The following is a 15,265-nucleotide window of genomic DNA, read 5'->3' on the forward strand; positions in this document are numbered from 1 at the left end:
GATCGGTCCATGGGTTTGTTCGTTCTGTTCCTTCGGAGAATCTTCCGTTCCTACACTGAGCACCCATCCACTTGGACCGGGGGAGACAGTGGTGCACGGATCAGTGGGGGCCGGTGAAGACGAACAGAAGCCATACTTCTTCCTCAGCTACGCACACACGCCGAAGAGCGACCCCAAGGACAAGGACCCCAACCTCTGGGTCCAGCGCTTCTTCCGGGACCTCTGTGCGCACGTGATGCAGCTGACGCCGCTCCCGGCCGGCAGCGCCGGCTTCATGGACCAGCAGATGCAGCCCGGTGAAGGGTGGCAGGAACGGCTTTCGGAGGCGCTGGCCCACTGCAAGGTGTTCGTCCCGCTCTATTCGCCCCGCTATTTCCTCAGCGAACAGTGCGGCCGGGAGTGGTTCGCCTTCTCCAGCCGGGCCGCCGCACAGAACAGCCGTAACGGCCACCACACCAGCAACCCCGTCACCGGCGTCGTGCCCGCGCTGTGGGTGCCCGTACCGACGAGACAGCTGCCGCAGCCCGCCGAGCGCCTCCAGTTCAACCACGCCACATTCGGCGAGGAATACGCCGACGAGGGTTTCTACGGCCTCATCAAGCTCAACTACCTGCGCGACCAGTACGAGCGCGCCGTCTACCGGCTGGCCAAACGCATCGTGAACGTGGCCCAGCAGTCCCAGCTGGCACCCGGCGACCCGCACCAGGACTATGCCAAGGTGCCGTCCGCCTTCGGCCCCACCGGCGGACCCACCCGCGAAATGGAGGTCTCCGTCCTCGCCTGCTCGCGCTCCACCCTCCCCGCCGGACGCGGCCCGGAATGCTACGGAACCGAGTCCCTCGACTGGAACCCGTACCATCCGGCCTCCTCCAGACCCCTCGCCGACCACACCGTCGACGTCGTCCGCAACCTGAACTACACCGTGCACCTCAGCGACTTCGAGGCCGAGCCCCAGCGGCTGCTCGCCTCGGGCCCGCCCGCCCCGGGTCTGCTGCTGCTCGACCGCTGGGCCCTGGACGCCAGGCGCCGCCGCGAACTGGTGGACCAGCTGTGCGCCACCCGCCGGCCCTGGATCAGCGTCCTGGTCCCCGGCAACCTGGAGGACCCCCAGACCCGGGCGCGCAACGAGGAGTTGGCGCAGCAGGCCGACGCCGCCCTCTCCCGCCGGGCCGACGAGAACGACGGGCACCGCACGACGGGCACCGGACTGCCCAGCCTCGAAGCGTTCAGCAAGGCGATTCCCGGGGCCGTGAAAGCGGCGGTCAGGCACTACGAGGCCAACGCGCCGACCTATCCACCGCCCGGGAGCGGTGGGCCGATGCCCCGGGTCCTTCCGGGCGGGATCGGCTACGGCGTCAGGGACCCCGGCGGCCGTGGTCAGAGCACGGACCAGGACAAGAACTACGGTGATAAGGCGGAGGGCTCATCAGATGACTGAGAACCGCAACGGGACCGTCGTCACGTTCTATTCGTACAAGGGCGGCACCGGACGGACCATGGCGCTGGCCAACTGCGCGTGGATCCTGGCGGCCAACGGATACCGGGTGCTCGCGGTCGACTGGGACCTGGAGGCGCCGGGCCTCCACCGGTTCTTCCACCCCTTCCTCGACCTGGCGGGCCTGGAGGCCACCCCGGGTCTGATCAACCTGATCACCGACTACCAGGACGAGGCCAGGCGCCCCGCCGACCGCGACCCCGACTGGCACCGCGACTACGCACGGGTGCGCCCCCACGCCACCTCCCTCAACTGGAACTTCCCCAAGGGCGGCAGCCTGGACTTCCTGTCCGCGGGGCGGCGCAACCGCGACTACCCCTCCATCGTGGGCAAGATGGACTGGGACGACTTCCACGAGCGCTTCGGCGGCGGCCAGTTCTTCGACGCCATGCGCGACGACATGCAACGCCACTACGACTACACGCTGATCGACAGCCGCACCGGGCTCAGCGACATCGCCGACATCTGCACCGTCCAGATGCCCGAAGTGCTGGTCGTGTGCTTCACGTTGAGCGACCAGAGCATCGACGGCGCCTCCGCGGTGGCCCGCGACATCGAGGAGCGCTACCACGAGCGGCGCATCCGCATCCTGCCCGTCCCCATGCGCATCGACGACGGCGAGAAGGAGAAGGCCGACGCGGGACGGGCCCTGGCCCGCGAGAGCTTCCCCGGCTTCCCCGGCGGCCTCAGCCCCGAAGAGCTCGGCAACTACTGGGGCACCGTCGAGGTCCCCTACCGGCCCTTCTACGCCTACGAGGAGATCCTCGCCACCTTCGGCGACGCGCCCAACGTGAGCAGCTCCATGCTCAGCGCCTGCGAACGGCTCACGTCCGTCCTCACCGGCGGCCTGGTCAACTCACTGCCCCCGATGGACGAGGCCGACCGGCTCACCCACGTCGCCGCGTACACCCGGCGCAGGCCCATGCCGCCCTCCAACATCGTGCTCACCCATGTCGCCGAGGACCAGATGTGGGCCGACTGGCTGGTCCACGTCCTGACGATCGCCGGCTTCCACGTCGTGCCGATCGACGCCCGCACCCCCCAATCGGCGGCGGCGGAAGCAGAGTTCACGGCCGGCGCCGGATACCGGATCATCCCCGTGGTGTCGCAGGCCTACCTCACCACCGAGCGGGCGAGGACCGCCTGGGACTCCGGATCCGGGCTCGACCCGGCGGGCGGACGCCGCCAGATCCTGCCGATCCGCGTCGGCGACGTCCGGCTCAGCCCGCCGCTCAGCAGCCGGGGCGTCGTCGACCTCGTACGCCTCGACGAACAGGACGCGGCGGCCGCCGTGCTCCAGGCGTTCGACCGGGCCGATGCGGGCGGCGCCCTCGCTGCCGCGCCCGCGGGACCCCGCTACCCCGGCAGCGTGCCCAAGATCTGGAACGTCCGGCCCCGGCACGCCTGGTTCACGGGCCGCACCTCCGTCCTGGAACGGCTGCGCGACCAGCTGCGCGGTGACAGCCGCTCGGCCCAGCGCTTCCCGCAGGTCCTCTACGGCCTCGGCGGCGTCGGCAAGACACAGGTGGCGCGGGAGTACGCGCACCGCTTCCGTGCCGACTACGACCTGGTGTGGTGGATCGAGTCCGAGCAGCCCGACCGCGTCGTGTCCTCGCTGGCCGAGCTGGCCGAGGAGATGGACCTCAGGGCCGGCGACGTGGTGGCCGAGGCCGCGGCGGCCGCCCTCCAGGCGCTGCGCCGCGGCGCGCCCTACTCCCGCTGGCTGCTGATCTTCGACAACGTCGAGGACCTCGACCGGGCGCTGAAACTGCTCCCGGAGGAGACCGAGCCCATCTCCGGCACGACCTACGGCCACATCCTCGCGACGTGCCGCAACAAGCCGGCGTCCACCCAGGTCGAGGCGATAGAGGTGGAGGTCTTCACCCGCCCGGAGAGCGTCGAGCACCTGTGCCGCCGGGTGACGAAGCTCCCGGCCGCCGACGCCGACCGGGTCGCCGACGCGGTCGGCGACCTGCCGCTCGCCGTGGAGGTCGCGGCGGCCTGGCTCGCCGAGACGGCCACCCCGGTCGACGCCTACGTGGAACAGCTCAGGGAGCAGAGCACCAAGGTGCTCTCGCTCGGCAAGCCCGAGGACTACTCGGAACAGATCGGCGCCACCTGGAACATCTCCATCAGGCGGCTGCGCGACGAGTCCAAGGCCGCGGTGCGCCTGTTGGAACTCTGCTCCTTCTTCTCGGCCGAACCCATCTCGATGCGGCTCATCGGCAGCGACTCGATGTTCGAGTCCCTGCTGCCGTACGACCCGGACCTGCGCGACCGGTACATGCTGGGCAAGGTCATCCAGACGCTGAACCGTTTCGCGCTGGCGAAGGTCGACCCCGCGGACAGCAGCATCCAGGTGCACCGGCTCGTGCAGGCCGCGGTGCGGTCCGGGCTCAGCGACGACGAGGCCGACACCGCCAAGCACGAGGTGCACCGCATCCTGGCCGAGGCCCGCCCCGTCGAGGGCGTCGACCGCGACAACCCCGTCAACGACCCCAAGAGCTGGCCCAGTTTCGAACTGATCTGGCCGCACCTGTCCGCCTCGGGCATCGCCGACTGCGACGAGGAGAAGGTCCGCCAGCTCATGGTCGACCGCATCCGCTATCTGCTCAAGCGCGGCGAGCTGGAGAGCGCCCGGGTGCTCGGCACCCAGCTCAACAAGGTCTGGACCCGCGAGCTGGGCGAGAACGACCTCCAGACCCTCAACATCCGCTTCGAGCTCGCCAACGCCCTGCGCGCCCAGGGCAAGTACCAGGAGGCGCGCGCGATGGACGAGGACACCCTCGCCCGCCAGATCAGCGTCCTGCACAAGGACCACCCCAACGACGACCACCCCAGCATCCTCATCACCACCGGCAGCCTCGCCGCGGACCTGCGCGCGCTCGGCAGGTTCGACGAGGCGCTCACCCGCGACCTGCGGATCTACCACGGCCTGCGGCAGATCTTCGGCGAGAACCACCCGCGCACCCTCATCGCCGCGAACAACCTCGCCATCGACTACCGGCTCAGCGGCGACAGCGAGGCGGCCCGCAGGCTGGACGAGGAGACCGTGGAGCGCCGCAGCGCCTTACTGGGCGACGAGCACCCCTTCACCCTCACCACCAAGGGCCACCTCGCGCGCGATCTGCGCGAGAGCGGCGAGTACACGGCCTCGGTGCAGCTCCTGCGGGAAGTGGTGGCCGCGTTCGAGCGGGTCCTCAACGCGGACGTGCCCGAGGCCCTGCGCACCGCCAAGAGTCTCGCGGTGTCCCTGCGCAAGGCGGGCCACCCGCACGAGGCGAAACGCCTGACCGAGGAAACGTACAACCGCTATCGGGGCCGGTACGGAACCAAGGCGCCCGACGCGCTCGCGTGCTGCCTCAACCTGGCCGCCGACTTCTCGGCGACCGGGGACAAGCGGGCCGCCCTCGACCTGGCCCTTCAGGCCCTGGAGGGCTACCAGGGAACCCTGGGCAGCGAGCACCCCTTCACCCTGGCCTGCCGCAACAACGTCTGCATCTACCGGCGGGGCCTGGGCGCCGCGGAGGAAGCGGTGCGGGGTGGCGAGGACGTGCGGGCGGCGCTGGAGGAAGTCCTCGGACCGCGCCACCCGTTCACCCTGTGCGCCGCGGTCAACCTCGCCAACGCCTACGGCGACCTGGGCCGGCCCGACCTCGCCGAACGGTGGGAACGCACCGCGCTCAAGGGCCTGTTGGAGCGGTTCGGACCCACCCACCCCGATGTGCTCGCCTGCCGCTCCAACCTGGCGATCACGCTCCGGGCGGCCGGCCGGGAGGAGGAGGCCCAGCGGCTGCGCGCCTCCATCCTGGAGCCGGCGGCCAAGCAGCTGGGCGTGGACCATCCGATCGCCGAGGCGGCACGCGCCTGGCGCCGGATCAACCGCGACCTCGAACCGCAGCCCGTGTGACCGGCGCGACCGGTGCGAGGGGAGGGGGGAGTGCTCGGCCCCACGGGCTCGGGCGCGCCCCCGGACTCACCAGGTGGCCCAGCTCAGCACCCGGGTGAGCACCCGCAGCGCCCCGAAGTGCGCGGCGCCGCGCTCGACGATCAACTGGGCGCCGGGAATTCGCTCGGCGAGCCAGCGCGTGTGCTGCACCGGCGCGAACACGTCCTGCTCGCCGTGCCACAGGAGCACCGGCGCGCCGATGTCCTCGGGCCGGAACTCCCAGTCGGTGCTGAAGGACATGACGTCGTCGACCCAGCCGTCGGCCGAACTACGCAGCCCCTCCTCGAAGTTGCGCTCCAGCATGGCGCGGATCCCCGCGTCGGCGACGATGCCGCGGTCCGGCCCCGGCAGGCCGTGGCGCATGTCGGCGACCGAGCGCCGGGGATCGGAACGGATCGTGATCGACCGCATCTCCAGGGCTGTCGTCAACTGGCCCTTTCCGGCAGCTGCGTTGATGTACTCCCGCACATTGGACTCGGTCATCCCCTCGAACCAGTCGAGCCCCTGCGCGTCGCGCGGAGCCAGACCCACGAGCGCGGCGGCCCGCGCGGTGCGGCCCGGGAGCAGCGCCGCGCAGGCCAGTGCGTGCGGCGCGCCGCCGGACCGCCCCACCACGGCGAACTCGTCGATCCCCAGCGCGTCGGCGATGGCTTCCACGTCCGCCGCGGCGTGCGCCACCCGGCGCCCCGGCAGCCGGTCCGAGTCGCCGTACCCGGGCCGGTCGAAGGTGATCAGGCGCACGCCGAGGCGGTAGAGCACCGCGCTGCGCGGCGCGGGCCCCAGCCGGCTCCCCGGGGTGCCGTGCAGCAGGAACACCGGTCTGCCCCGCGGGTTCCCGTAATTCTCGACCGCTAAGTCGCGCCCGTCCCTGGTACGAATCAGCTCCCCCAACTGGTGCCTCCCCGTAGGTCTGGTTGGCGCCAGTATGAGCGCGGGCGATTCAGTGGTACATACCCCCACTCGTCCAATGCGCGAGCGCCGAAGCGGCGCTCAGCCGAGGCGGGGGATCTCGATCGCGGGGCAGCGGTCCATGACCATGTCGAGCCCGGCGGCGCGGGTGCGCTCGCAGGCATCCTCGTCGATGACGCCCAGCTGGAACCAGACGGCCTTCGCCCCGATGGCCACGGCCTGGTCGGCCACCGCCCCGGCGAGGTCGCTGTTCACGAACACGTCCACGACGTCGACCGGGAACGGGATCGCGTCGAGGGAGGCGTAGCCCTGCTCGCCGTGGACGGTCTCGGCCTTGGGGTGGACCGGCACGACACGCTTGCCGAACCGCTGCAGGACACGGGCGACCCCGTAGGCGGCCCGCCCCTCGTTGGAGGACAGCCCGACGACGGCCCAGGTCGAGCCGGTGGAGGTGAGGATCTTGCGGACGGTTTCCTGATCGGCGTACACGGGGTTCTCCTTGGCGAGGCATCGAGGTCACTGAGGCTGTGAGTCACTTAGGCCGTGAGTCACTGGGACCGTGAGTCACTGGGACGGTGGGGCACTGGGATCATGCCTACACCCTTTGGCCGTGCGGCGAGGAAAACCCCGTGCTGCCGCCCGCCCCGGTCCGCCGGGCCGGGGCGGCCCCGGCGGCGCATAGGGTGGGCGGATGCAGGAGCAGTACCGCACGATCGCCCGAGAAGGCGTGCACGAGAGCGAGATCAACCGATCGCGCTTCATCTGCGCGCTCGCGCCCGCCGCGACCGAACAGGAAGCGCAGGCGTTCGTCGCGCGCATCCGCAAGGAGCACCCGACCGCCGGACACCACTGCTTCGCGTACGTGATCGGCGCCGACGCCGCCGTGCAGAAGGCGAGCGACGACGGCGAACCCGGCGGGACCGCCGGAGTGCCCATGCTCCAGATGCTCACCCGGCGCGAGGTGCGGTACGTCGTCGCCGTCGTCACCCGGTACTTCGGCGGGGTCAAGCTCGGCGCGGGCGGCCTGATCAGGGCGTACGGCGGTGTGGTCGGCGAAGCCCTGGACGCGGTCGGCACCCTCGTGCGCCGCCGCTACCGGCTGGCCACCGTCACCGTCGACCACCAGCGCGCCGGACGGCTGGAGAACGACCTGAGGGCGACCGGCCGTGCGGTGCGCGAGGTGCGCTACGCGGAAGCCGTGACCATCGGCATCGGGCTCCCCGAGGCCGACATCGACGCCTTCCGCGCCTGGCTCGCCGACGCCACCGCGGGCACCGCGACGCTGGAGCTGGGCGGCGAGGCGTACGGCGACGGCTGAGATCGGCCCGCGATCACGACTCCGGCCACGCCACCGAGGTGAGCGATGTCAGACTGAGGGCCGTGAGGGGCCAGGTGCCGGCCCGCACCAGCGGGGTCCGTGATGGTGGTGAGCCCGGCGGCTGCCGGAGCCGGTACCGGGAGAGGTGAGGAGAAACATGCAGGTCGGAGCGGTGTCTTGAGGATCCTCCACACCTCGGACTGGCACCTGGGCCGGTCCCTGCACCGGGTCGACCTGCTCGACGCCCAGGCCGCGTTCCTCGACCACCTGGTGGCGACGGTGCGCGACCACGGCGTGGACGCGGTCGTGGTGGCGGGCGACGTGTACGACCGGGCGGTGCCGCCGCTCGCTGCCGTCGGCCTCTTCGACCGGGCGCTGCACAACCTCGCCGACGCGGGGGTGGCGACCGTGATGATCTCCGGCAACCACGACTCGGCCCGCCGGCTCGGCGTGGGAGCCGGCCTGATCGAGCGCGCCGGGATCCACCTGCGGACCGACCCGGCGGGCTGCGGGACACCGGTCATGATCGACGACGTGGCCTTCTACGGGCTGCCCTACCTGGAGCCGGCCCTCGTCCGCGACGAACTGGCCGCGCCAAGGGGCGGGCACGAGGCCGTGCTGAGCGCCGCCATGGACCGGGTGCGCTCCGACCTCGCGCGCCGCCCCGCCGGGACCCGTTCGGTCGTCCTCGCGCACGCCTTCGTGGCCGGCGGCGAGCCGAGCGACAGCGAGCGCGACATCACCGTCGGAGGAGTCGCGGCCGTACCCGCCGGCGTCTTCCACGGCGTGGACTACGTGGCCCTCGGCCACCTCCACGGCAGTCAGGCGATCACCGAGCGCGTCCGCTACTCGGGCTCGCCGCTCGCCTACTCCTTCTCGGAGACCAACCACCGCAAGTCCCTGTGGCTCGTGGACCTCGCCGATGACGGAGCCGTCACCGCCGAACGGATCGACTGCCCGGTGCCCCGCCGCCTCGCCCGGATCCGGGGCCACCTCGACACGCTCCTCGAAGACCCGGCGCTGACCCGCCACGAACAGGCATGGGTGGAGGCCACACTCACCGACGCCGTGCGCCCGGTCGACGCCATGGCCCGGATCGGAGCCCGCTTCCCGCACACCCTGAGCCTCGTCTTCGACCCCGAGCACACCGACGGCGACGCGCACGCCTCGTACGCGCAACGGCTCAGCGGCCGCAGCGACCAGCAGATCGCGGAGGACTTCGTGGCGCACGTACGCGGCGGCAGCGGCCCCGACGACGGCGAACGGACGGTCCTGCAGGGCGCGTTCGACGCCGTAAGGGTCGACGACGGCGTGCGCGAGGTGGCCCGGTGAGACTGCACCGCATGCGGGTCACGGCCTTCGGCCCCTTCGCCGGAAGCCAGGAGATCGACTTCGACGCGCTGTCGTCGGCGGGCCTCTTCCTGTTGCACGGACCGACCGGCGCGGGCAAGACCTCGGTGCTCGACGCGGTCTGCTTCGCCTTGTACGGATCCGTGCCCGGCGCCCGCCAGAGCCCCGGCACCGTGCTGCGCAGCGACCACGCCGAGCCCCTCGTCTTCACCGAGGTCCTGCTCGAACTCACCGTCGGCGGACGGCGGTTGGAGGTCACCCGCCGCCCCCAGCAGGACCGCCCCAAGAAGCGCGGCAGCGGATTCACCACCGAGAAGGCGCAGACCTGGCTGCGCGAGCACGACCCCGCGGACCGTGCCTGGCGGTCGCTGAGCCGCTCGCACCAGGAGATCGGCGAGGAACTCGGGCAGCTCATCGGGATGAGCCGGGAGCAGTTCTGCCAGGTCGTGCTGCTGCCGCAGGGGGAATTCGCCAAGTTCCTCAGGTCGGACGCGGAAGCCCGCGGCAGGCTGCTCGGCAGGCTCTTCGACACCCGCCGGTTCGCCGCCGTCGAGGACCGCCTCGCCGAGCTGCGCCGGGCCGCCGAACGCCAGGTCAAGGACGGCGACGAACGTCTGCTCGCCTTCGCCCAGCGCATGGCCCAGGCAGCCGGCTCCGGCGCCGACGCACGCGCGTGGCCCCTGCCCGACGCGCGGCCGGGGGATCCGGGCCTCGCCTCGGACGTGCTCCAGTGGGCGGCCGTCGCGCGCGCCGGTGCGCGCGAGCGCCTCGCCGTCGCATCGGCCGCCGTCGACGCCGCGGAAGGCAGGCAGGCCGCCGCCCGGCGCGCCGCCGATGAGGCGCGGCAGCTCGCCGCGCTCCAGGAGCGGTACGCCCAGGCGCACGCCAGGGCCGAGGAGTTGGCGGCCCGCAGGCCCGAACAGGAGTCGCTGCGCGCGCGCCTGGAAGCCGCCCGCAAGGCGGAACTCGTCTCGCCCGCGCTCGAATGGTGGGAGCAGGCCCGGCGCGACCACCGCGCCGCCACCGCCGAACGGGACCGCTCCCGCGCCCGGCTTCGCCCCGACCTCGCCGACGCGGGTGCCGAACAACTCGCGGCCCTCGAACGCAGGATGCGCCAGGACCTCGGCGCTCTGGACTCCGCCCGCAGGGCCGAGCGGCGCAGCGCCGAGATCGACGCGGAGCGCGCCGGCCTCGACGCGCGGGCCCGCGCCGACGAGGACGTCCTCACCGACACCGCGGCCTGGCTCGCCGGCTGGGAGGGCGCCCGGCGCGGCCACCAGGCGCGGATCGACACCGCCCACGAGGCCGCGGCCCGCGCCGAACACCTCGCGGGCCGGCTCGAACCGGCGAGGCGCCGCCTCGAAGCGGCCCGCGAACGCGACGCGTCGCAGGCCCGGCTCGCCACGGCCGAGCGGCGGCACGCCGACACCCGGGACGCGGCCAACACCGCGCACGAACACTGGCTCGCGCTGCGCGAGGAGCGGCTGCGCGGCATCGCGGCGGAGCTCGCGGCACAGCTGCGCGAGGGGGAACCCTGCACGGTCTGCGGCTCGCCCGAACACCCCGCGCCCGCACGACCCGCCACCGGCCAGGTCGACCGCGCCGCCGAGGACGCGGCACAGCGGGCCCACCGGAACGCCGACGCGGCCCGCGCGGAGGCCGAGGCCGCCCTCGCCTTCGTACGGGAGGAACTGGCGGGCGCCCGAGCCGAGGCCGGTACGGCGAGCGTCGAGGAACTCTCCGCCGAGGCGGGGCAGTTGCGGCGCGAGCACGCGGCGGCGCGGGACGCGGCCGCCGCACTGCACGACGCCCAGGTGTCGCTCGCCGCGGCGGAGCGCGAGTACGAGCAGCGCCTGGCCGCTCAGCGCACGGCGCAGCAGAACATTGCCGCCCGCACCGCGAGCCGCGAGGCGCTGGACCGTGAACAGGCTTCCCTGGAAGGGGTGTTGAGCCAGGCGCGCGCGGGAGCCGCGAGCGTCGCGGAGCAGGCCGCACTGCTCGAACACCGGGCGGACATCCTCGCCGGGGCGGCGGAGGCGGTACGCGCCGTCGAAGACGGTGCCGAGCGGCTCAAGGAGGCCGACGGACGGCTCTCGCAGGCGGCGTTCCGCGCCGGCTTCGACACCCCGGACGCCGCGTCGGCGGCCCTGCTCGACGAGCGGGGGCAACGCGACATCCAGCACCGGATCGACGAGTGGCAGCATGCCTACGCCGCGGTCGGCGCCCGCCTCGCGGAGCCGGAGACCGCCGCGGCCGGCGCCCAGGCACCCGCCCGCGCCGATCGGTGCGAGGCCGCGGCCGCCGCGGCCGAACGCGCCCTGCGGGACGCCACGTCCGCGTTCTCGGCGGCCCGCGCCCGCTGCACCGAACTGGACACCCTCAGCGGCCGGGCCACCGAGGAGACCCACAGGATCGGCCCGCTGCGCGAGGAGTACGAACGGGTGGCCCGCCTCGCCGGGCTCACCGCCGGCACCTCGGCCGACAACGAGCGCAAGATGCGCCTGGAGTCGTACGTGCTCGCCGCCCGTCTCGAACAGGTCGCGGCGGCCGCGACCGCCAGGCTCCAGCGCATGTCGGGCGGCCGGTACACCCTGGTGCACTCCGACGCCAGGGGCGGCAGGGGGCGTTCTGGCCTCGGACTGCACGTGGTGGACGCCTGGACGGGCCGCGAACGCGACACCGCCACGCTGTCGGGCGGCGAGACGTTCTTCGCGTCCCTCGCCCTCGCCCTCGGCCTCGCGGACGTGGTGACCGACGAAGCGGGCGGCGCCCGCCTGGACACCCTGTTCATCGACGAGGGCTTCGGCAGCCTCGACGACCAGACCCTGGACGAGGTCCTCGACGTACTGGACTCGCTGCGCGAACGCGACCGCAGCGTAGGCATCGTGAGTCACGTCGGTGACCTGCGCCGCCGGATCCCGGCCCAGCTGGAGGTCGTGAAGGGGCGGACGGGCTCGTCGGTGCGGCTGCGGGGGACCGAAGGGGCGTGAGGGCAGGGCGTGCGGCCGCGCCCTGGTCTACTTCTTGCCGGCCTCGTCGTTGTCCTTGAAGCAGACGACGAACCAGTCGCCGGTCCCCGACTGGGTCAGCGAGCCGGTCGTGCCCGGAGTGTCGGAGCACGAGAAGGTGTCGACGACGCCGTTCTCATCCATCTTGAGGACCTTGTACCGCGCGTCCGGGTCGGTGCAGTCGAGCTTCTCGGTCTTCGCGTGCTCGTCCGTCCCGACGTTGCGGAAGCAGTCACCGACCTTGAGGCTCGCGGACTGGTCCTTCGCGTCGCGCGGCCCCCAGACCGAGAAGGCCACCATGCCCACGACGGCGATCACGAGCCCGAGGAGGATCAGGCGGTTGCGCCGTATCTGTGCCGGGGAGTACGAGACGGACGGGCCGCCCAGGGGCGGGAGTTGGGACACGGCTGGTTCCTCGGGGTGTCGGGAGGCGGGAAAGCAGCCTTGAATCTAGCCCGCTTCACCGTCCGATCGCGCGCCGGGGGAGGGGTGAGGAGTACACCACGCTCGTCGTCACCGCGCCCAGCGTCCCGATCTTTCCGGATATCTCCTCGAGGTGGCTCATCGAGCGGGCGCTGACCTTGATCACGAAGCAGTCGTCGCCCGTCACGTGGTGCGCCTCCATGATTTCCGGCGTCGCGTCCACCAGATCGTGGAACGGCTTGTAGTTGCCGTTCGGATAGCGCAGGCGCACAAAGGCGAGGATGGGCCTGCCGAGACGCTCGTGATCGACGACGGCGGTGTAGCCCGCGATCACCCCGGCCTCTTCGAGGCGGCGCACCCGCTCGGTGACGGCGCTCGCCGACATCGACACGGTCCGGGCCAGCTCGGCGTAGCTGGCCCGTCCTTCCTGCTGGAGGGCTTCCAGGATGCGCCAGTCCGTGGCGTCGGGGGAATACATGGTCATGGTGCCCACCCAACCGTGAAATCCCCGGAGCAACAAGAGATGTCCCGGGGATCGGACCTTCCGCGATGGATCACCGGCCCATAGATTTTCAGCCATGACGAGACAGCACACCGCCGCCGCCAACCCGGTCCTGCGGGTGGCCCCGGCCGCCCCCGCCGACGCCGCCGCCCACTTCCGGGCCGGCCTGGCCTTCCACGCGGACGTCTCCGACGTCGCCGGCGCGCTCGCCGCCGGCGGTGACCCGGGCTTCGTCGTCCTGGACTCCCGCTCCACCGCATCCTGGGACCAGGGTCATGTGCCCGGCGCCGTCCACCTGCCGACCGCGCTCATCGCCGAGCAGGCCGAGCTGCTGCTCGACAGGACGGTCCCCGTCATCACGTACTGCTGGGGTCCCGGCTGCAACGGCGCCGCACGCGCGGCCCTTGCCCTGGCCGAACTCGGCTTCCGGGTCAAGGAGATGCTCGGCGGCTTCGAGTACTGGGTGCGTGAGGGCTTCGCGTTCGAGACGTGGGAGGGCGGCGAGCGACGCGCCGCCGACCCGTTGACCGCGCCCGTCGAGGCCGGGGCGCACTGCGGCTGCTGAACTGCCGTGCGGGGGCGGCCCGTTGAGCGGGCCGCCCCCTGGTGTCTCAGAGCTTGGAGAGCTCGTCGACGAGGTCGTCGAGGCCGAGCGATCCCTGCGAGAGCGCCGCCATGTGCCAGGCCTTCGGGTCGAAGGCGTCACCGTGGCGGGCACGGGCGTTCTCGCGTCCGAGCAGCCAGGCGCGCTCGCCCAGCTTGTAGCCGATGGCCTGCCCCGGCATCGACAGATAGCGGATCAGCTCGCTCCGCACGAAGTCGGCGGGCCGGCTGCTGTGACCGGCGAAGAACGCGTGGGCCAGCTCCGGCGTCCAGCGCTCGCCGGGGTGGAAGGGCGAGTCCGCCGGGATCTCCAGCTCCAGGTGCATGCCGATGTCGATGATCACCCGGCAGGCGCGCATCATCTGCGCGTCCAGGTAACCGAGCCGGCGCTCCGGATCGGTCAGGAAGCCCAGCTCGTCCATGAGGCGCTCCGCGTACAGCGCCCAGCCCTCGGCGTTGGCGCTGACGTGGCCGACGGTGGCCTGGTAGCGCGAGAGCTGATCGGCGACGTGCACCCACTGCGCGAGCTGGAGGTGGTGGCCGGGAACACCCTCGTGGTACCAGGTCGACACCAGGTCGTACACCGGGAAGCGGGTCTCGCCCATGGTGGGCAGCCAGGTGCGGCCGGGGCGCGAGAAGTCCTCGGAGGGGCCCGTGTAGTACGGGGCCGCGGCGCCGCCGGGCGGAGCGATGCGCGACTCCACCTTCCGCACCCGCTCGGCGAGTTCGAAGTGCGTGCCGTCGAGCGCTTCGATGGCCTCGTCCATCAGGGACTGCAGCCAGTCGCGGACCTCGTCGACCCCTTCGATGTGGGCGCCGTGCACGTCGAGATGGGCCAGCGCCTCCCAGGGCCCGGCGTCGGGAAGGATCTTGGCGGCCTCAGTCTTCATCTCGCCGAGCAGCCGGTGATACTCCGACCAGCCGTAGGCGTACGCCTCGTCGAGGTCGAGCGCGGTGCCGTTGTAGTACTGCGACCAGCGCTGGTAGCGCTCGCGGCCCACCGTGTCGGGGGCGCCCTCGATGGCCGGCGCGTACACGTCGCGCAGCCAGTCGCGCAGGGCGGCGAGGGCGGCGGAGGCTTCGGTCGCCGCCTCGTCGAGCTCGCCGCGCAACGAGGCGGGGCCGGGCTCGGCGAGCCCCTCGAAGAAGCCGGTGGCGAGCCACTCGCCGAGCTGGCCGACGACGGTCTCCGTGGCGAGCGGACCGCCGAAGAGCTTGCGTTCCAGGCCCAGTTCGAGCGAGGCGCGGTATCCCTCGATCGCGGCGGGCACCGCGCGGAGGCGGGAGGCGAGGGCGCGCCAGTCCTCCTCGGTCTCCGTCGGCGACAAGGTGAACGCCATCCGCACGTCGTGCACGGGCGAGTTGAGGTTGCTGACCTTGCGCAGGCCCTCGTCCGCCTCGTGCACACCGAGCTCGGAGGACAACCGCTCCCGCAGCAGTCGGCCGCAGCGCCGCTCGGCGTCACTGTCGGCGCCGGGCTGCCGCTCGGCCTCGTCGAGTCGGGCGAGCGTGGTGCGCGCCAGGCCGGCCATGGCCGACTGTCCTGCGGGGGAGAAGTCGGGCAGGAGGGCGTGGCTCGCCCTGACGCCCAAGTAGCTCCCGGTGATCGGGTCGAGTTCGATGAGTGCGTCGACATAGGCGTCGGCGACCTGGCGGGGCAGCGCGCTGCTGGAAGTAACTGACATGCGGACATCCTCTACGAGGGAGG

Annotated in this window: 11 protein-coding genes; 6 read left to right on the forward strand and 5 right to left on the reverse strand. The window is 72.3% G+C overall.

What is annotated here, in order from left to right; all coding sequences use genetic code 11:
* Nucleotides 1–91: 91 nt before the first annotated feature.
* Together OG432_RS30195 and fxsT are read left to right on the forward strand one after the other, a co-directional pair.
* A complete protein-coding gene (locus OG432_RS30195) occupies nucleotides 92–1,438 on the forward strand; it encodes a TIR-like protein FxsC (protein WP_328314107.1) in 1,347 nt (448 codons plus the stop codon).
* Nucleotides 1,431–5,405, forward strand: a complete 3,975-nt coding sequence (gene fxsT, locus OG432_RS30200; RefSeq protein WP_328314108.1) for an FxSxx-COOH system tetratricopeptide repeat protein — start codon at nucleotides 1,431–1,433, stop codon at nucleotides 5,403–5,405. Before OG432_RS30195 ends, fxsT begins: the two co-directional genes overlap by 8 nt.
* Nucleotides 5,406–5,471: 66 nt before the next feature.
* Here fxsT and OG432_RS30205 read toward each other — a convergent pair whose 3' ends face one another.
* Nucleotides 5,472–6,335: an alpha/beta fold hydrolase gene (locus OG432_RS30205; protein ID WP_328314109.1), complete on the reverse strand. Its 864-nt coding sequence runs from the start codon at nucleotides 6,333–6,335 to the stop codon at nucleotides 5,472–5,474.
* 99 nt (nucleotides 6,336–6,434) lie between these two features.
* Nucleotides 6,435–6,842: a CoA-binding protein gene (locus OG432_RS30210; protein WP_328314110.1), complete on the reverse strand. Its 408-nt coding sequence runs from the start codon at nucleotides 6,840–6,842 to the stop codon at nucleotides 6,435–6,437.
* 202 nt (nucleotides 6,843–7,044) lie between these two features.
* Between OG432_RS30210 and OG432_RS30215 the strand changes: the two genes are divergently transcribed.
* From OG432_RS30215 to OG432_RS30225, 3 genes are all read left to right on the forward strand, one after another.
* A complete protein-coding gene (locus tag OG432_RS30215; protein WP_328314111.1) occupies nucleotides 7,045–7,671 on the forward strand; it encodes a YigZ family protein in 627 nt (208 codons plus the stop codon).
* A 177-nt stretch (nucleotides 7,672–7,848) separates the two neighbouring features.
* Complete coding sequence (locus tag OG432_RS30220) at nucleotides 7,849–9,003, forward strand: exonuclease SbcCD subunit D (RefSeq protein WP_328314112.1); 1,155 nt, start codon at nucleotides 7,849–7,851, stop codon at nucleotides 9,001–9,003.
* Nucleotides 9,000–12,011, forward strand: coding sequence for an SMC family ATPase (locus tag OG432_RS30225; protein WP_328314113.1), 3,012 nt, complete (start codon nucleotides 9,000–9,002; stop codon nucleotides 12,009–12,011). The genes OG432_RS30220 and OG432_RS30225 overlap by 4 nt, the downstream gene beginning before the upstream one ends.
* Nucleotides 12,012–12,038: 27 nt before the next feature.
* Here OG432_RS30225 and OG432_RS30230 read toward each other — a convergent pair whose 3' ends face one another.
* The gene (locus OG432_RS30230; RefSeq protein ID WP_328314114.1) at nucleotides 12,039–12,434 is read right to left on the reverse strand and encodes an LppU/SCO3897 family protein; all 396 of its coding nucleotides are present in this window, start codon (nucleotides 12,432–12,434) and stop codon (nucleotides 12,039–12,041) included.
* A gap of 55 nt (nucleotides 12,435–12,489) precedes the next feature.
* On the reverse strand, nucleotides 12,490–12,936 hold the full coding sequence (locus OG432_RS30235) for an Lrp/AsnC family transcriptional regulator (protein WP_328314115.1): 447 nt from the start codon (nucleotides 12,934–12,936) through the stop codon (nucleotides 12,490–12,492).
* Nucleotides 12,937–13,030: 94 nt separating this feature from the next.
* Here OG432_RS30235 and OG432_RS30240 point away from each other — a divergent pair, with 94 nt between their 5' ends.
* Complete coding sequence (locus OG432_RS30240) at nucleotides 13,031–13,519, forward strand: rhodanese-like domain-containing protein (protein ID WP_328314116.1); 489 nt, start codon at nucleotides 13,031–13,033, stop codon at nucleotides 13,517–13,519.
* A gap of 46 nt (nucleotides 13,520–13,565) precedes the next feature.
* Here the strand turns inward: OG432_RS30240 and OG432_RS30245 are convergent, their stop codons facing one another.
* Complete coding sequence (locus tag OG432_RS30245) at nucleotides 13,566–15,242, reverse strand: DUF885 domain-containing protein (protein ID WP_328314117.1); 1,677 nt, start codon at nucleotides 15,240–15,242, stop codon at nucleotides 13,566–13,568.
* Nucleotides 15,243–15,265: the final 23 nt, after the last annotated feature.

It is taken from the genome of Streptomyces sp. NBC_00442 (genome assembly GCF_036014195.1).
Classification (GTDB): domain Bacteria; phylum Actinomycetota; class Actinomycetes; order Streptomycetales; family Streptomycetaceae; genus Streptomyces.

Bases quoted from the DNA above. Each gene is read 5' to 3' on its own strand.
- fxsT (WP_328314108.1), top strand. From the start codon at position 1,431: ATGACTGAGAACCGCAACGGGACCGTCGTCACGTTCTATTCGTACAAG.
- OG432_RS30215 (WP_328314111.1), top strand. From the start codon at position 7,045: ATGCAGGAGCAGTACCGCACGATCGCCCGAGAAGGCGTGCACGAGAGC.
- OG432_RS30235 (WP_328314115.1), bottom strand. From the start codon at position 12,936: ATGACCATGTATTCCCCCGACGCCACGGACTGGCGCATCCTGGAAGCC.
- OG432_RS30240 (WP_328314116.1), top strand. From the start codon at position 13,031: ATGACGAGACAGCACACCGCCGCCGCCAACCCGGTCCTGCGGGTGGCC.
- OG432_RS30245 (WP_328314117.1), bottom strand. From the start codon at position 15,242: ATGTCAGTTACTTCCAGCAGCGCGCTGCCCCGCCAGGTCGCCGACGCC.